General features: G+C 68.0%; 17 protein-coding genes. 4 read left to right on the top strand and 13 right to left on the bottom strand.

What is annotated here, in order from left to right; genetic code table 11:
* The first annotated feature begins 60 nt into the window (after nt 1-60).
* Nucleotides 61-1,356, top strand: coding sequence for a glycosyltransferase 87 family protein (locus ACWEVR_RS15375; protein WP_452467457.1), 1,296 nt, complete (start codon nt 61-63; stop codon nt 1,354-1,356).
* Here ACWEVR_RS15375 and ACWEVR_RS15370 read toward each other — a convergent pair.
* Together ACWEVR_RS15370 and ACWEVR_RS15365 are read right to left on the bottom strand one after the other, a co-directional pair.
* The gene (locus tag ACWEVR_RS15370; protein ID WP_452467456.1) at nt 1,308-2,600 is read right to left on the bottom strand and encodes a M18 family aminopeptidase; all 1,293 of its coding nucleotides are present in this window, start codon (nt 2,598-2,600) and stop codon (nt 1,308-1,310) included. The genes ACWEVR_RS15375 and ACWEVR_RS15370 overlap by 49 nt on opposite strands.
* A 61-nt stretch (nt 2,601-2,661) precedes the next feature.
* Complete coding sequence (locus ACWEVR_RS15365; RefSeq protein ID WP_452467455.1) at nt 2,662-3,093, bottom strand: MarR family winged helix-turn-helix transcriptional regulator; 432 nt, start codon at nt 3,091-3,093, stop codon at nt 2,662-2,664.
* A 60-nt stretch (nt 3,094-3,153) separates the two neighbouring features.
* On the opposite strand from ACWEVR_RS15365, the gene ACWEVR_RS15360 reads away from it, so the two are divergent.
* Entirely contained in the window at nt 3,154-4,218 is a 1,065-nt protein-coding gene (locus tag ACWEVR_RS15360; protein ID WP_452467454.1) for a substrate-binding domain-containing protein, read from the top strand.
* Nucleotide 4,219: 1 nt separating this feature from the next.
* Here ACWEVR_RS15360 and purQ read toward each other — a convergent pair whose 3' ends face one another.
* Both purQ and purS read right to left on the bottom strand, forming a co-directional pair.
* A complete protein-coding gene (purQ, locus tag ACWEVR_RS15355) occupies nt 4,220-4,897 on the bottom strand; it encodes a phosphoribosylformylglycinamidine synthase subunit PurQ (protein WP_452467453.1) in 678 nt (225 codons plus the stop codon).
* Nucleotides 4,894-5,130: a phosphoribosylformylglycinamidine synthase subunit PurS gene (gene purS / locus ACWEVR_RS15350; RefSeq protein ID WP_056818769.1), complete on the bottom strand. Its 237-nt coding sequence runs from the start codon at nt 5,128-5,130 to the stop codon at nt 4,894-4,896. The genes purQ and purS overlap by 4 nt, the downstream gene beginning before the upstream one ends.
* Before the next feature lie 99 nt (nt 5,131-5,229).
* On the opposite strand from purS, the gene ACWEVR_RS15345 reads away from it, so the two are divergent.
* On the top strand, nt 5,230-5,874 hold the full coding sequence (locus ACWEVR_RS15345) for an MBL fold metallo-hydrolase (protein ID WP_067492318.1): 645 nt from the start codon (nt 5,230-5,232) through the stop codon (nt 5,872-5,874).
* On the opposite strand, the gene ACWEVR_RS15340 is transcribed toward ACWEVR_RS15345, so the two are convergent.
* The 5 genes from ACWEVR_RS15340 to ACWEVR_RS15320 form a co-directional block, all read right to left on the bottom strand.
* Nucleotides 5,871-7,223 carry a M20/M25/M40 family metallo-hydrolase gene (locus tag ACWEVR_RS15340; protein WP_452467452.1) on the bottom strand — a complete coding sequence of 451 codons (1,353 nt, stop codon included), beginning with the start codon at nt 7,221-7,223 and terminating at the stop codon, nt 5,871-5,873. The two genes, ACWEVR_RS15345 and ACWEVR_RS15340, sit on opposite strands and share 4 nt — an antisense overlap.
* Before the next feature lie 8 nt (nt 7,224-7,231).
* Nucleotides 7,232-7,669: a hypothetical protein gene (locus ACWEVR_RS15335; RefSeq protein ID WP_452467451.1), complete on the bottom strand. Its 438-nt coding sequence runs from the start codon at nt 7,667-7,669 to the stop codon at nt 7,232-7,234.
* Entirely contained in the window at nt 7,669-9,090 is a 1,422-nt protein-coding gene (locus ACWEVR_RS15330) for an APC family permease (protein WP_452467450.1), read from the bottom strand. Before ACWEVR_RS15330 ends, ACWEVR_RS15335 begins: the two co-directional genes overlap by 1 nt.
* A 197-nt stretch (nt 9,091-9,287) precedes the next feature.
* A complete protein-coding gene (locus ACWEVR_RS15325) occupies nt 9,288-9,989 on the bottom strand; it encodes a DUF2334 domain-containing protein (RefSeq protein ID WP_067640755.1) in 702 nt (233 codons plus the stop codon).
* A 63-nt stretch (nt 9,990-10,052) separates the two neighbouring features.
* Nucleotides 10,053-12,203: a S9 family peptidase gene (locus ACWEVR_RS15320; protein ID WP_452467449.1), complete on the bottom strand. Its 2,151-nt coding sequence runs from the start codon at nt 12,201-12,203 to the stop codon at nt 10,053-10,055.
* A gap of 125 nt (nt 12,204-12,328) precedes the next feature.
* Between ACWEVR_RS15320 and ACWEVR_RS15315 the strand changes: the two genes are divergently transcribed.
* Nucleotides 12,329-13,360, top strand: a complete 1,032-nt coding sequence (locus ACWEVR_RS15315) for a DUF2330 domain-containing protein (protein ID WP_452467448.1) — start codon at nt 12,329-12,331, stop codon at nt 13,358-13,360.
* Here ACWEVR_RS15315 and ACWEVR_RS15310 read toward each other — a convergent pair.
* The 4 genes from ACWEVR_RS15310 to ACWEVR_RS15295 all read right to left on the bottom strand — a co-directional run bounded on the left by ACWEVR_RS15310 (nt 13,357) and on the right by ACWEVR_RS15295 (nt 17,037).
* Nucleotides 13,357-14,289 carry an alpha/beta hydrolase gene (locus ACWEVR_RS15310; protein WP_452467447.1) on the bottom strand — a complete coding sequence of 311 codons (933 nt, stop codon included), beginning with the start codon at nt 14,287-14,289 and terminating at the stop codon, nt 13,357-13,359. The two genes, ACWEVR_RS15315 and ACWEVR_RS15310, sit on opposite strands and share 4 nt — an antisense overlap.
* Before the next feature lie 164 nt (nt 14,290-14,453).
* The gene (locus ACWEVR_RS15305; protein ID WP_067492302.1) at nt 14,454-14,876 is read right to left on the bottom strand and encodes an HIT family protein; all 423 of its coding nucleotides are present in this window, start codon (nt 14,874-14,876) and stop codon (nt 14,454-14,456) included.
* A gap of 79 nt (nt 14,877-14,955) precedes the next feature.
* A complete protein-coding gene (gene purB / locus ACWEVR_RS15300; RefSeq protein WP_067640863.1) occupies nt 14,956-16,377 on the bottom strand; it encodes an adenylosuccinate lyase in 1,422 nt (473 codons plus the stop codon).
* Between the two features lie 6 nt (nt 16,378-16,383).
* A complete protein-coding gene (locus ACWEVR_RS15295; RefSeq protein ID WP_067492301.1) occupies nt 16,384-17,037 on the bottom strand; it encodes a TetR/AcrR family transcriptional regulator in 654 nt (217 codons plus the stop codon).
* Between the last annotated feature and the right edge of the window lie 38 nt (nt 17,038-17,075).

Genomic DNA, 17,075 nt, shown 5'->3' with positions numbered 1-17,075 from the left:
GCGGATTCGGTCTGATCACACTTGCGGTTCGACGCGGTGAGCACCCGTTACGCTGGCGCCGTGAACGAAAGTCCGGGGGTTGCCGAGCAGGTAGAGCCGCCGTTTGCCGCGCGCATCGCGTCGGGCGCGAGGGATCGGGAACAGAACTCGCTGCCGGTTCGGCAACGCGGGCTGCTGGTCGCCGCGATCACATTGTTCGTGGTCTCCGGCGTGATCGCCTTCGTCGCGAACTGGTGGACCGGCTTCATCGACCTGCAGGTCTACCGCACCGGTGCCCGCGTCTGGCTCGACGGCGGCGACCTCTACGGACCGATGCCGCCGGTGCGCGGGCTCGGGCTGCCGTTCACCTATCCCCCGCTGGCCGCGTTGTTCTTCGTCCCGCTCGCCCTGCTGCCGCTGGTCGCGGCCGAGGTGCTCGTGCTCACCACCTCGTTGCTGAGCCTGGCGATCGCGCTGTGGCTCGTGCTGATCCGGGTGCGGCCCGAGTTCGACCGGATCACGGTGCTCGCCGTGGTGATCGCCGGTCTCGGCCTGGCGCAGTTCCTGGAACCGGTGCGGCAGACGGTCAATTTCGGGCAGATCAATCTGATCCTGATGGCCGCGGTCACCGTCGACATCCTGGTGCGCAAACCGTTCTGGCCCCGCGGAATGCTGATCGGCATCGCCGTGTCGATCAAGCTGATCCCGGCCGGTTACCTGCTGTATTTCCTGCTCCGCCGCGAGTGGAAAGCCGCGGCGACGCTGGTGGTTTCGGCCGCCGGTGCCATCGGCGTCGGCTTCCTGCTCTTCCCGAGCGACTCGGTCCAGTACTGGTTCCACACCGTCACCGACACCGGCCGCATCGGCACTCCGTATTTCGCCGGGAACCAGTCGATCAAGGGCACGCTGTACCGGCTCGGCATCGACTCCTCGGCCGCCACCGCGCTCTGGATCCTGCTGTCGGCGTTGACGATCACGCTGGCGGCGGTGTGGATGTACCGGCTCATCGAGGCGGGCCGTGACGTCGCGGCCGTGCTGGTGAACGCCGCCGCGATCCTGCTCGTCTCGCCGGTGTCGTGGTCGCATCACTGGGTGTGGGTGGCGCCGGCGCTCGTCGTCGCCGTCGACCTGGCGGCGCGCAGGCGTTCGCGCGCGTTCACGACGCTGGTTTCCGTGTTCACGGTTGTCTTCATCATCGGCCCGCAATGGTTGCTGCCGCACAACCGTGATCACGAGCTGGACTGGGCGTGGTGGCAGCAGATCATCGGAAGTACCTACGTGTGGGCCACTTTCGCGGTCCTGGTGTACGCGGTGATCACCTATCGGCCTCAGTCCAGTGGCGTCGGCGTGAGGAAGGCGGCCAGCGCCGAGGCGTAGGCGGGGATGTCGGCGGCGCCCATCAGTTCGCGGCAGGAATGCATGGCCAGCTGCGGTGCGCCCACGTCGACAGTGGATATTCCGGTGCGGGCCGCGGTCATCGGGCCGATGGTCGATCCGCACGGCAGGTCGGCGCGGTGCACATACCGCTGCAACGGCACCTCGGCCTGGGCGCACGCCAGCGCGAACGCCCCGGCACCGGCGGCGTCGGTGGCATAGCGCAGGTTCTGGTTGACCTTGAGCACCGGCCCGCCGCCGACCTCGATCCGGTGCGCGGGCTCGTGCCGGTCGGGATAGTTCGGGTGCGTGGCATGTGCCATGTCACCGGAGGCGACCACCGAACCGGCAAGTGCGGCAAGATAATCCGCACGGCCACCGCCACGGGCGAGCACGATCCGCTCGAGCACGGCGGGCAGCAGATCCGATTGGGCGCCGCGATCGGACTGACTGCCCACTTCCTCGTGGTCGAACATCACCAGCACCGCCGTTGCCGCGCCGGGGTCGTCGGCGGCGGCGAGGAACGCCTGCAGTCCGGCGTAGCAGGTGCCCTGATTGTCCAGGCGCGGGGCGCTCACCAGGTCGTGATGGCGGCCGACGATGGTGCTCGGCGCCAGATCGTGGGTCATCAGTTCCCAGCCGAGCACCGAGTCGCCGTCCACCCCGGCGCGCTCGGCCACGAAATTCAGGAACGAGGCGGGCGAATCACCGATGCCCCAGATGGCGTTCACGTGACGTTGCGGGTCGAGCGTCACTCCGCGCCGGTCCTCGGACAGGTGGATCGCCAGCTGCGGCACCCGCAGAATCGGTTCGTCGACGCGCACCAGCACGTCGCGCATCCGCGCACCGTCGCGCACACTGAGCCGCCCCGAGATCCCCAGTTCCCGGTCGAGCCACGAATTCAGCCAGGCCCCACCGTAGGGCTCGAGCCCGACCAGCTGCCAGCCGGACCCGGCCAGATCCGGATGCTGCTTCACCCGCAGGTTGGGGCTGTCGGTATGCGCCCCGACCACGCGAAACGGGTCGGCGGGCGCCGCGTCGTAATCGGCCCAGGCGATCAGCGAACCGCCACGGACCACATAGTGTTTCCCACCCGCGTCGTCCCAGGACCGCGCCTCGGTCAACGGCGTGAAGCCATTGGCATCCAATTCCGCCGCGACGGTCGCGCACACATGAAAAGGCGACGGCGAAGCATCGATGAACGCACACAATCCACTGGCCGTGGCGGCAGTCAGAGATACCGGCATAGGGCCGATCCTAGGGGCAATACCGTCGGCTCCGGCGGCCGAACGCCGGGACCGGCACCCGCTACCGGTCGGCGATCACCGCGAGGGCGGCGACGAGGTCGTTGTAGCGCCGGGCTCCCAGCCGCGCCTTCAACTCCTCTTCGGCCAGCTGTTCTTCCCGCCGGATCTTGGCCACGAGCTTGGCGCCGAGGCTGCTCAGCCCGATGAGAATCCGCCGTCGGTCATCGGTCGCCGCGACGCGGAAGATCAGGCCGCGCTCGGCGAGATTGTCGGCGTGCCGGGTGGCCGAGGACGGGGCGAGGCGGGCCTGCGCAGCCAGCTCCGACATGGTCACGCCGTGCTCGGTGGACAGCTGGGTGAGAATCGCCCAGTGGTCGTCGGTGAGGTTGTCGGCCGACAGCGCCGCGTCTAATCGGCGCACCCAATTTCGCTCTGCCGAGCGCAGCGCGCCGTGCAGCGTGGAACAGCCACTTATGATGGACACCGATCGCATTCCCACCTGCCGAGAAATTCATTCGAACAATGCTGCTCGAGCTAGGCGATAGAGTACAGAATGCCCACCTTCGACGAGAGCCGGGATGAGACGATCGAGATTCTCTCGATCGTGCCCACCCAGGGCCCGGGTGGCATCATCGCACCGTCCTGTACAGCGGCGATATCGCTGGCAGTAGACGAAATCAACAGCGGCACAGGGATTCTCGGCCGGGAGATCCGGCTCACCACCATCGACGGCGGCCGCCCACCGAGCGTGGTCGCCACCGAAGTCGAGGCCCTGCTGGCCACCGGAATGGTCGGCGCGATCACGGGCTGGCACACCTCGGCCGTGCGCCGTGCGGTCGCCACCGCCGTCGACAGCCGGGTGCCGTATCTGTACGCCACCGATCACGAGGGCCTGCCCGACGAGCGCGCGGGCGTGCTGATGGTCGGCGAACATCCCGATCACCAGACCGTGCCCGCCGCCGCGTGGATGGGCCGGGAGCTGGGGGTGCGCCGCTGGGCGGTGATCGGCAACGACTATGTCTGGCCGCGCCACACCGCGCACGCGCTGCGTCGCGCGCTGCCCTCACCGGCCGATATCGTGCTGGAACGCTATGTGCCGATGGGCACCACGGACTTCGCGAATTTCCTGGACGAACCCGCCCTGCTGTTCGCCGATGCCGTCCTGATCCTGATGGTCGGTGCCGACACCGCCCGCTTCAACAGGCAGTTCACCGCGGTGGGACTGTCGGATTTCCTGCCGCGTCTCAGCCCGGCGGTGGACGAGAACGTGCTGCTCAGCGCGGGCCCCGGCGCCAGCAAGAACCTGTATGTCGCCTCGAGCTTCTTCCTCGACGACAACGACGGCCGCCGCGCTCGCTACCGCCGCCACCAGGGGAAGTTCGCCCCGGTGCTCACGACGTTCGGCAATTCCACCTATGAGGCGGTGCACCTGCTGCGCGGTGTCGCCGACACCGTCGGCACGCTCGACGTGCCGACCGTGCAGGCCCGGCTGGCCGAGGGTCTCGCCGTCGACGGCCCGGCCACCCGGCGCGGTTTCCTCGGCAATCAGGCCGTCGGCCCCACGCACCTGGCGCGGGCCGACGGGGTCGATTTCGACATCATCGACCGGTTGGACTGATTCAGGCGTTGACGAAGCTGTCGATCACCGAGAAGAACATTCCGAGACCGTCGTCGCTGGGCCCGGTGAGCGCCTCGGTGGCGTGCTCGGGGTGCGGCATCAGGCCGACGACCCGGCCGTTGGCCGAGGAGATGCCCGCGATTCCGCGCTGCGAACCGTTCGGGTTGTCACCGGAGTAGCGGAACACCACGCGGCCCTCACCCTCCAGCTCGTCGAGCACCTTCGTCGACGCCTGGAAACGGCCCTCACCCGACTTGAGCGGGACGAGGATCTGCGCGCCCGGCTCGTACCGCGAGGTCCAAGCGGTGTTCGTCGCCTCGACCGTGAGCCACTCGTCCCGGCAGATGAAGTGCAGGCCCTCGTTGCGGGTGAGCGCACCGGGCAGCAGCCCGGCCTCGCACAGCACCTGGAAGCCGTTGCAGATGCCGAGCACCGGCAGACCCTGACCGGCGGCGCGGACCACTTCGCCCACCACCGGCGCGAACCGGGCGATGGCGCCGCAGCGCAGGTAGTCGCCGTAGGAAAAGCCACCGGGCACGATCACCGCGTCGACATCCTTGATGTCGGCGTCGGCGTGCCACAGGCTCACCGCGTCGGCGCCCGCCAGGCGCACCGCGCGGGCCGCGTCGACATCGTCGAGCGTGCCCGGGAACGTGATGACCCCGATGCGAGCACTCATGAGACCCGGACGACCTTCCAGTCCTCGATCACCGTATTGGCCAGCAGCGCCTCGGCGATCTGTTCGAGCTGGGCGTCGGAGACGCTGTCGTCCACCTCGAGCTCGAATCGCTTGCCCTGCCGTACATCCGAGATGCCGGCGAATCCCAGACGTGGGAGCGCGCCGACCACGGCCTGCCCCTGGGGGTCCAGAATCTCGGCCTTCGGCATGACCTCGACCACGACTCGTGCCACGCAATGCTCCTCATGTGGTGTGGGGGTTACAGCAGAAATCCTAGTTGACCCGGCCGTCGTACCCGCCTTCCGGGGTCTCGGCGGCTTAGCATCGGGAACATGCGTATCGCCCATTTCGGCCATTCCTGCATCCTCGTGGAACTGCACGGCGCGAAAGTGCTGTTCGATCCCGGCACCTTCGCGCACGGGTTCGAGGGCATCACCGGTCTGGACGCGATCGCGGTGACCCACCAGCACCCCGACCACATCGACCCGAACCGGATCGCCGACCTGATCGACGCCAATCCGGGCGCGCGGCTGCTGTCCGACCCGCAGACCGCCCAGCAGCGCAGCGAGGGCTGGGAACCGGTGTCGGCCGGTCAGGTGCTCGACATCGGCGACTTACAGATCACCGGTGGCGGCGGCCGCCACGCGGTGATCCACCCCGAGATCCCGGTGATCGACAACACGGTCTTCCAGCTGGGCACCGCCGCCGACCCCGCCCAGCTGGTGCATCCGGGTGACTCGCTGTGGGTGCCGCCGGTGCCGGTCGGCGTGCTCGCCATCCCGGCCGTCGCCCCGTGGATGCGGATCTGGGACACCGTCGACTACCTGCGCGCGGTCAACCCACGCACCGCCCTGCCGATCCATTTCGGCATCATCGACCGCTCCGCGCACGGCATCTACTTCGGCCGCCTCGCCGAGATGGCGCCGGCCGGTACCGAGTTCCGGGTGATCGACCCCGAGGACCAGGACCAGTTCTAGCGCCCGTAGGTGCTCAGGAACAACGCCTCGGCCAGCGCCATGTGCTCGATCTCGCTCGGATCGACGCTTTCGTTGGGCGCGTGGATGAGGCACTTCGGTTCCTCGACCCCGATCAGCATGATCTCGGCCTTCGGGTAGGTGTCGGCGAAGACATTGCACAGCGGGATGGAACCGCCCTGACCTTCCGTCGTGGCCGGTCGGCCGTACGCGGTCGCCATCGCCTCGGACATCGCGTCGCGGGCCGGGCCGTGTTCGGCGGCGACGAACGGTTCGCCGAGTCCCTCCAGTTCGATGTCGAGTCGCGCGTTCCACGGCGTGTGCGCCCGCAGGTGCTCTTCCAGCAGCTCGTAGGCGTGTTGTGGGTCCGTGCCGGGCGGAATGCGCAGGTTGAGCCGCGCCCGCGTGCTCGGCTGGATCGCCGCCGACGAGCCGACCACCGCGGGCACGTCCATGCCGAGCACGGTCAGCGCCGGCCGGGCCCACAGCATGTCGGCGACGGTGCCGCCGCCGATCAGGTCCACGCCGTCGAGGACGCCCGCGTCGGCCCGGAAATCCTTGGGCGGGTATTGCACCCCGGTCCACTGCTGGTCGGCGGTGAGGCCGTCGACGGTGGTGTTGCCGTGCTCGTCGCGCAGGGACGACAGCAGCTGGATCATCGCCGCCAGCGCGTCGGGTGCGGGCCCACCGAACATGCCCGAATGCATCGGCCCGGCGAGGGTCGTCACGGTGACGACGACATTCACCTGCCCGCGCAGGGTCTGGGTGAAGGTCGGCAGGCCGACGGCGAAATTGCCGCAGTCGGCGACCAGGATGGCGTCGGCGGTGAGCAACTCGGGATTCGCGACGACGAATTTCTCCAGCCCGCCGGTGCCCTGTTCCTCCGAGCCCTCCGACACCAGCTTGATGCCCACCGGGAAGTCGGGGCCGAGGGCGCGCAGGGCCGTGAGGTGGGTGACGATATTGCCCTTGCAGTCGGCGGCGCCGCGGCCGTACCAGCGGCCGTCCTTCTCCGTGAGCGTCCAGACCGGGGTTTCCCATGCCTGGTCATCGAGTGGTGGTTGCACGTCGTAGTGGCAGTACAGCAGCACCGTCGGGCTGCCGGGCGGACCCGGCCGGTGCCCGATCACGGCCTGGCTGCCGTCGGGTGTCTCGTGCAGGCCGACGGTCAGCCCGAGCTCGGTGAAAGCGTCGGCCACCCACTGCGCGGCCCGCGTGCAGCCTTCCGCCGGGAACTGGCGCGGATCTGCCACGGACCGGAACGAAACCAGCTGTGCGAGGTCGTTTTTCGCCTCGCCCATGAGTCCGGAAACCTTGGCGCGCAGCGCGTCGACATCGGGAGCCTTGGTCATCGGTGGCCTCACTTCGTCGTGTCGTCGAGATGCAGGGTGTCGAGATGTGCACGGTAGTCGGCCAGGTGTTGCGGGCAGTACACGGCGATCGCCTGGCCGACCGCCTCGGCGGCCTCCTTCGAGCCGATCACCGGGCGCTGTCCGGGCCCTGATGCGCCATTGCTCAGCGCGGCTTGGTATTTCGCTTTGATGTGCGCCGCGTCCGGGTCCTGGCACACCGAGCCCCCGTCGTCTCCGAGCGCCGAGGCGATGACATCCGGCTCGGGCGCGGGCAGGCCCGCCGCGAGCAAATTGCTGTGCAGCTGTTGGGCTTTCGCGGTCGCTTCGTTGTTCCGGTGGATTTCGTCGAAGGTGAGCAGCCCGATCAAGGCGAAGACGACGAGCAGCACGGCGGCCGTGAGGTATATCCAGATCCTGGTGCGGTCGGGGGCATCTGCGGTAGTCATCACTCGGCCTCCTGCGGAACGGCGATCTTCCAGCTTTCCCGGCGATTCCGATAGAACAGATAGGGAATGAGCAGCCCCACGATGCCCATTCCGCCGCCGACGATCGCGAAATACACCAGCGGACTACCGCTACCGAATTGCGAGGGCGGCACGAAACCGATGGCGAACGCCGCCACCGAGGACACGGAGCCGAGCAGACACAGCGCGTACAACGCGGGCGCCCGGTAACCACGGGGATGATCCGGGTCGTCGCGGCGCAATTTCGCGGCCGCGGCGAACATCAGCACATACATGATGAGATACACCTGCGTGGTGATCACCGACAGAATCCAGTACGCGCTCGACACATTGGGAATCAATGCGTAGAGCAAGGCGATGGCCGTGGTGAAAACTCCTTGCGCGACCAACATGTTCTGCTGCACACCGTGCTTGTTGAGCCGGGTGAGAACCGGCGGCAGATAACCCTCGCTCCGCCCGATCAGCAGCAGCCCCTTGGACGGTCCGGCCAGCCAGGTGAGCATCCCGCCCAGTGCGGCCGCCACCAGGGCGATGCCGACGATCGGGGTGAGGAATCCGATATGGAAGTGGCTGAAGAATCCGTCGAACGCCTGCATCACACCGGCGGTCAGGCTCAGGCTGGCCGAGGGCACCACCCAGCTGATCGCCAGGGCGGGCAGGATGAAGATGACCAGCACCAACCCTGCCGCCAATGCCATCGCCTTGGGAAATTCCTTGCCCGGGTTGCGCAGCGACGACACGTGGACCGCGTTCATCTCCATCCCCGCGTAGGACAGGAAGTTGTTCACGATCAGGACCAGGCTCGCCAGGCCGGTCCAGGCCGGTAGCAGATGCGCCGAGTCCATCGGTGCCGCCGAAGGATTGCCCTGGCTGAGGAACACCAGCCCGAGGACGACGAGCAGCGTCCCGGGAATCAGCGTGCCGATGATCAGCCCCATGCTGGACAACCCGGCGACCGTCTTGGTACCGCGCGAGGACACATACACCCCCGCCCAGTAGACGGTGATGATCACGATCGCCACATACGGGCCGTTCGACGCGAGCGAGGGATGGATGATGTAGGCGAAAGTGCTCGCCACATAAGCCAGCAGGCTCGGATAGTAGAAGATCGTCATGGCGAACTGGCACCACACCGCGAGGAAACCCAGCGGTTTACTCAGGCCGTCGCCCACCCATTTGTAGACACCGCCGTCCCAGCCCGAGGCCAATTCCGCCGCCACCAGCGAGGTCGGCATGAGAAAGAGAACGGCGGGAACGATGTAGAGGAAAACACAGGCAAGTCCGTAGACGGCCATTGTCGGTGCGGAACGCAGACTGGCCACCGAACTGGTGGTCATCAGCGCCAATGTCACCCAGGACAGGTATTTCGTGGTGGTCGCGGCTTTCGTCGCGGTGCCCGTCATCAGCGCTGCCTCCTGCTGTGTTCACACAACTAGCGGAAACCCTCGAATAACGCTCGAGGATCGTAACCGTGTGACAGCCGCTCGGCGGCTTCGAAACGGCCACGATTACAGCGCGAATATCCGGACAGCGAAGGCAGGGGCAGCCGATAGGCCGCCGCCGCGCGCGGTGATCGCCGATTCGCGCGCGGCGGGGCCGGTCAGGCGGCCTTGCTGGCCGGGACCGGCTCCCAGCGGTAAACGGTGCTGCGGGCACCGTGGTAGAGCGCGAGGTCGACCGCGTCGAGCACGGCCTGACGCGGACCCGAACGCTGCAACTGCGCGCCCGAGATCGCCAGGCGAAGAACGCCGCCGCGCCGGGCCGTGCGGGCCGCGCCCATCACCAGCGCCCGACACCACCAGGGTTCGGCCCGGAAGCCCTCACCGATGCCGTACACCCGCGAGCGCTGCGCCACATTGTTCTCCAGGTCGAGCATGGTGGTCAGGCCGAGGGCGAGGCGGAAACCCACGTCGGGGAGGGCGGCGAGCGCACCGGCGGAGGCGTCCCAGCGCGGGGCCGCGAACAGCCGGGTGCGCAACTGCACCTGCTCCATCACCCGGTCGGCCGCTTTGAGTCGCAGCGTCGCCTCGTGCCGGGGCAGCGTCGCGAATTCGGCCCGCCGCGACTTGGTGGCCGCCTGGTCGTAGCCGTGCAGCACGATGGCGTCACCGGCCAGCCGCCGCCCGCGCAACCACGATTGCGTCGCCGGGTCGTCGACCAGCCGGTATTTGCCCTTCAGCCGGGGCGCGACCAGCAGCGACAGCCGCACCCCGCGCTGATCCATCAGCTCCGCGAACTCGATCGCGGCATCGCGCGTGGTATCCCGGATTCCCGACACCGAAACGATCAGCTCGCCGTTCATGTGTCAACGATGGCAGCCCGAGGTGACGCCCACGTGGTTGCGCGATGAACTCCTAGCGAGCGTCTATTTGTCGGCGAGGCCCACCGTGTCCAGCACCCAGGCGTACTCGAACGCGACTTCCTTCCACTTCTCGTAGCGGCCGCTCACCCCGCCGTGACCCGCGCTCATCTCCGTTTTCAGCAGCACTTCGCTGTCACCGGTCTTGGTGGCGCGTAGCTTGGCGACCCACTTGGCCGGTTCCACGTACAGCACACGGGTGTCGTTGAGGCTGGTGATCGCCAGGATCGGCGGATAGTCCTTGGCCTCGACGTTCTCGTACGGCGAGTACGACTTCATGTACTCGTAGACGTCCTTGTCGGCCAACGGGTTACCCCACTCGTCCCACTCGATCACCGTCAGCGGCAGCGACGGGTCGAGAATGGAGGTGAGCGGGTCGACGAACGGGACATTGGCCAGGATGCCCGCGAACAGCTCCGGCGCCAGGTTGGCCACCGCGCCCATCAGCAGACCGCCCGCGCTGCCGCCGTCGGCGACGAGCCGGTCGGGTGCGGTGGTGCCCGCGTCGACGAGATGGCTTGCGACAGAGACGAAGTCGGTGAAGGTGTTCATCTTCGACAGGGTCTTGCCGTGCTCGTACCAGAGCCGGCCCATCTCGCCGCCGCCGCGCACGTGTGCCACCGCGAACACCATGCCGCGATCCAGCAGCGACAGCCGCGACACCGAGAACGACGGATCGATGCTCGCCTCGTAGGACCCGTACCCGTAGAGCAGCATCGGCTTGGGGCCCGGCGGCAGATCGCGCCGCTGGATCAGCGAGATCGGGATGCGGGTGCCGTCGGAGGCGACTGCCCAATCACGGTGCTGCTCATAGTCTTCGGCGTTGTAGCCGCCGAGTACCGGCTGCTCCTTGCGCAGCAGCAGTTCCCCGGTTGCTGGCACGTAGTCGAACACCTGCATCGGGGTGATGAACGAGGTGACACCCACCCGCAGCGTCGGCTGCTCCCACTCCGGGCTGGATCCCATACCGGCGGAGAACAATTCGAGCCCGAACTCGAGTTCGGTCAGCTCGCCGTAGCCCGCCGGGGTGAGCGGCCACACCGCGAGGCGGGGCAGGGCGCCGCGGCGGTAGCCGAGCACCAGGTGGTCGGCGAAGGCGTCGATGTCCTCGAGCCGCACGTCCTCGCGGTGCCCGATCAGGATCGTCATGTCCGACGGGTCGGTGGCAGGCGCTTGCGCGAGGACGAAGTTCTCCGCCTTCACGCCGTCGACCACGTCGTTGTGCAGGATCAGGAAACGGTCCTCACCCGCGATCACCGCGTGCTCGGCCGAGTACTCCACGCCCTCGCGCCGGGGCAGCAGCACCCGGAACTCGCCCTCAGGGTTGTCCGACTCCAGCACCCAGCCCTCGGTGGTGATCTTGGAACCGAGCCAGATCATCAGGTACTTCTCGGAGCGGGTGGCGCCGACGCTCACCCAGTAGCGCTCGTCCGGCTCGTGGAAGACCCTCACGTCGTCGGTGGACGCGGTGCCGACGCGGTGGCGCCACACGGTGTCGGGGCGCCAGGATTCGTCGACGGTCTGATAGAAGATGTGCGTCCCGTCCAGCGACCAGGTGGCCCCCGGTGCGGCGCCGACGACCTCGTCGGGCAGCAGTTCGCCGGTGCGCAGGTCCTTGATGCGCAGGGTGTAGCGCTCGTCGCCGGTGCTGTCGACCGAGTAGGCGAGCAGGTTGCCGTCGTGGCTCAGCGAGAACGCGCCGAGGGCGAAGAAGTCGAGCCCCTCGGCGAGCACATTGCTGTCGAGCAGTACCTGCTCACCTTCGATGGTGGTGTCCACCTCGAGTTGCGGCGGCGTCCAGGCGTCGATGCCCTCGGCCTGCGCGTCGATCGGACAGCGGCAGTGCACGCCGTACTGCTTGCCCTCGAAGCTGCGCGAGTAGTACCAGTACTCCCCCAGCCGGGTCGGCACCGACAAGTCCGTTTCCTGGGTCCGCGCCTTGATCTCGTCGAAGATCTTGTCCCGCAGTGGCTGCAGCTGATCGGTGCGCGCCGCGGTGTAGGCGTTCTCCTCCTCCAGGTACGCGATGACCTCGGGATCTTCCTTGTCCCGTAGCCACTCGTACTCGTCGACGAACGTGTCGCCGTGGTGCACCCGTTCGACGGGCACCTTCTTCGCGATCGGCGCCGACACCACCGTCTGATTCTCGCCAGCCATGGGTCCACCGTAGTCGCCGCCCCCGACCCCGGCCCGCCAACTCGGCCGTCACCGGGATCCGCCCCGCTCTGGGCGGTGAGTATTCTGCGGATGGCGGCTCGGGGTGGGGTCCGTAACCTGCTCGCATGGGGATTCGCGGAACGGTTCGTTCGCTTGTTGTCGCCGGTGCGCTGCTGCTGGCTTCCGGTTCGGTTGTCGTCGCGCCCGCGGTGGCGTGTGCGTGTGGCGGGGTGGTGAGCGGCGACGGCTCGGCGCGGGTGGACAGTGAGACCGCCGTGCTCGGCTGGGACGGTCGACGCGAAACCATTCTGATGCGGTTGGGGATGCGGTTCACCGGCGCCGATGCGGCGCTGATCGTGCCGACCCCCACGCCTGCCACGGTGTCGGCCGGTAGTGCAGCGTCGTTCGCCGAGTTGTCGAGGCTCACGGCGCCGGAGGTGGTCGTCGACCGCTACTGGTTCGACAGCGACAGGTACGAATCCTCCGCCGGGGCACCGGGTTCCGGGCCGGAAGTGCTCGGCCAGGTGCAACTGGGTCCGCTCGAGGCGACAACACTACGCGGCGGCGACCTCACCGGTGTGCGGGAGTGGTTGTCCACCAACGGCTATCAGCTGCGGCCGGAGGTGAGCGCTACCCTCGAGCCGTATCTACGCGAAGGCTGGTCGTTCGTCGCCATGCGGCTCACCAGCCCCGAACCCCTCGACGGCGCCCTCGATCCGGTGCGCCTCACCTTCGATTCCGATCGCCTCGTCTATCCGATGCGCATGTCGGCCGCGGCGACCACGCCCCAATCGGTGCACCTCTACGTCTTCGGCGACCACCGCCTCACCCGCATCGACGCCGACATCGAATCCCAGTCCACCACGACCGATTTCGCGTCCCCCGTGGGCGCTCTCACCGACCCTGATCTGATCGCGCTCGCCGCGGGCAAGACCTACCTGACCGAACTGTCGGTCTCCATCCCCCGCCCCGCCACCATCACTTCCGACTTCACTTTCGCCCCGGCCGACACCGACACCACCGTGCGCGACCGCATAGTCGAGAAGGAGTATGTCGAGATCCTCGGCTTTCCCGCCGGTTACGTCCTTGTCGCCGTGGGGCTTTCGATCCTGGCAGTGGCGGGCGGCGCATTGCTGCGCCGCCGCTCGATCCGCTAGGCCCCGAGAGCGGGCCCGATGGTGGGCCAGGAGTGGTGCAGGGCGTCCTGCCAGTAGCCCCAGGAGTGGGTGCCGACGGGGTGGTAGTCGATATCGGCCCCGATGCCCGCGGCGGCCAGACGCTGGCCGAAGGAGGCCATGCAACCGTTGACGCCGACCTCGATGGGACCGCCGAGAACGATGTTCTCCGGCAGCTGAGGCTTGAGCTGGGCCTCGTGGTGGCCGGGGATGCCGGTGCCGGTCGACATGTACAGCGCCTTGCCGCGCAGGTTGTCGAGCAGCTGGGCGGGGTCGTGCGCCGCCCATTCGGGGCTGCCGGGCGCACCCCACATGTTGAGCGGGTTACCACCGCGGTTGGTGATGGAGAACATCATCGCGCTCGCCGCCATGCCCATGTCGGGGCACGCGCTGTAGCCGGCGACGGCCCGGTAGAGGCCTGGGTTGCGGGCGGCCAGGATGTAGGCCGCGTTGCCGCCCATCGACAGGCCGCCGATGGCGTTCACGCCGTTGCCGTCGAAGCGGGCGTCGATCAGGCCGGGCAGTTCACGGGTGAGGAACGTTTCCCACTTGTAGCGGCCGAAACGCGGGTCGTCGGCGATCCAGTCGGTGTAGTAGCTGGCCTGTCCGCCCATCGGCAGCACCACGTTCACGTGCTTGCCGCGGAAGAACGCCTCGGCGTCGGTGGCATTGGTCCAGGTGCTCTGGCCGATGCCCGGATCGAGGCCGTCGAGCAGGTAGTACGTACCGCGCGCTCCGCCACCCGCCGGGTGCAGAACCTGCAGCTCGATATTGCGCCCCATCGCGGGCGAGGTGACGGTGATCGCGGTGCGGTTCGGGGTGAGCACACGCTCCCCGACGATGTCCGCGGCCGCGGCGGGTGCGGGCTGCAGAACGCCCGGACCGATGAACGCGATGGCGAATGCCAGCACTGAAGCAGCAACACCTGAACGACGCACGATCTACCCTCCATAACCGCATGCCAATGACAGTCCAAAGTAACCCAACGATGAACGTCGGGGAAGCATTCGGCGATTTGGGCGTTTCTTCGGCAAACTTTTGGGTATGTATTGCCCGCTTCGTCCGAAATCGCAGGTCAGCGGGTAAGAGCACCCCGGATCGAGCCCGCGAGATAGTCCAGATCGGCGCGCGCGGGCGAGGTGGGTCGTGCGCGCAATCCGAAGCCGTCGCCGGGCGTTCGCGGAATGACGTGCAGGTGCACATGGAATACCTCTTGGCCGGCCGTAACACCGTCGGCGAGAAAGAAATTCACGCCGTCGGCGGCCACTTCGCTGTCACGCAGGGCGGCCGCGATCCGCTGCCCCACTTGAAACAGCTTGCCGCCCAACACCGGATCGAGTTCGGCAAGGCTCGGCGCGGCCACCTTGGGCACCACGAGCACATGACCGGGCGTCACAGGACGAATATCCATGAACGCCAGCACATCATCGTCCTCGTACACCTTGGAAGCGGGCGCCCGACCGGCGACGATGTCGGAGAAGATCGTGTACGGATTCATCCGCGCACGGTATCGAAAACGCACGAGAGCCCGCCACCGCCGCCGCAGGGCGGGCAGTGGCGGGCTCACGCGCACGGCTCTACAGAATCGGCGAGGGGGTGTACCGGGCGGCCTCCGGGTTGGCCTCGACCAGCTTCTGCACCTGGGCGATCACCTCGGACACCTGATCGGTGGCCGCACCGATGAACGCGGACTTGTCGGCCAGTGCGGCGTCGAGTGCGGCGCGGTCGAGCGGCATCCGCTCGTCGGCGGCGAGCCGGTCGAGCAGATCGGGTTCGCGGCCCTGCTCGCGCATGGCCAGGGCGACGGCGACCGCGTGCTCCTTGATGACCTCGTGCGCGGTCTCACGGCCGACACCGGCCCGCACCGCCGCCATCAGGATGCGCGTGGTGGCCAGGAACGGCAGGTACCGGTCGAGCTCGCGCGAGACGACGGCCGGGTAGGCGCCGAACTCGGCGAGCACGGTCAGGAAGGTCTCCATCTGCCCGTCGATGGCGAAGAAGGCATCGGGCAGCGCGACGCGACGCACCACCGAGCAGAACACGTCGCCCTCGTTCCACTGCGCACCCGCCAGCTCGGCGGCCATCGAGCCGTAGCCGCGCAGCACCACCTGCAGGCCGTTCACCCGCTCGCAGGACCGGGTGTTCATCTTGTGCGGCATGGCCGAGGAACCGACCTGACCCGGCTGGAACCCTTCGGTGACCAGCTCGTGGCCCGCCATCAGACGGATCGTGTGCGCGAACGACGACGGCCCGGCACCCAGCTGCACCAGCGCCGAGAGCACGTCGTGGTCGAGCGAGCGCGGGTACACCTGGCCCACGCTGGTGAAGACGTTCTTGAAACCGAGGTGGGTGGCCACCTGCTGTTCGAGGGCGGCGAGCTTGCCCGCGTCACCGTCGAGCAGGTCGAGCATGTCCTGGGCGGTGCCCATCGGGCCCTTGATGCCGCGCAGCGGGTAGCGGTCGATCAGTTCACGCAGCCGGGTGAGCGCGACGAGCACCTCGTCGGCGGCGGAGGCGAAACGCTTGCCGAGCGTGGTGGCCTGCGCGGCGACATTGTGCGAGCGACCGGCCATCACGAGCGCCTGGTACTCGGCGGCCCGCTCACCGAGCCGCGCGGCGATGGCGACACCGTGGTCGTAGACGTGCTCGAGCGAGAGCCGGATCTGCAGCTGCTCCACGTTCTCGGTGAGGTCGCGGCTGGTCATGCCCTTGTGCACATGCTCGTGCCCGGCCAGCGCGTTGAACTCCTCGATGCGGGCCTTCACATCGTGGCGGGTGACCCGCTCACGCTCGGCGATCGAGGCCAGGTCCACGTGATCGATGACCCGCTCGTAGTCCTCGACCACCCCTGCGGGAACGTCGATCCCGAGCTGCGACTGGGCGCGCAGCACCTCGAGCCACAGCTTGCGCTCGAGCACGATCTTGTTCTCGGGCGACCAGAGCGCGACGAGCTCCGGGCTGGCGTATCGGGTGGCGAGGACATTCGGGACGAGGCTCACGAGCACTCAGTCTAGTTGCCTGACCCGTTCGCCCTGCTGGGGCATCATGTTGGGCACCACGGGCGGGGCCACGATGTCGATCATCTCGAGCAATCCGGCTCGGGCGGGGCGGCGCGGCTCGGGGTGTCCCTCGATCAGCGCGGCGACGACGGCACCGTCGACGACGGCGACGAGCCTGCGTAACTGCTCGGGGCGCACCACTCGGTCGGAGCGGCGCAACACGTCGGCGAGCAGGTCTTCGAGCTGGGTGCGTAGTCGCAGCTGAACCTCGCGTAGCTCGGGGTGCCGCGCGGAGGCGACCGACCGCTCGTAGCGGGCGATCAGTTGGCCACGGGCGTCGAGATCGCTGTCGTCGGGGCCGACCAGCAGGTCGAGCACCAGGTCGACGGTCGCCTCGGTGCCGCGCCTGCGGTGGCTCACGTCGCCGACGCGGCGGCGCATCGCGTCGAGCTCGCGGGCGCCGCTGAACTCGACGGCGCTGGCGATCAGATCTTCCAGTGAGGCGAAGTAGTAGGTGGTGGACGCGAGGGGAAGATCGGCTCTCGAGGCCACCGAACGATGCCGCACGGCGTCGAAGCCGCCTTCGAGCAACAGTTCAGCCGCCGCCGCCACCAGAGCCTGGCGACGTCGTTCGCCTTTCGGAGTCGTCGCGGTGGTCACCGTGCCATCGTGCCAGTCATCATCAGTTCAACCGTGCG

The sequence above is a fragment of the Nocardia sp. NPDC003979 genome (assembly GCF_053605015.1).
Note: the sequence above shows the minus strand (reverse complement) of the source record. Positions and strands in the feature narration are given on the sequence as shown.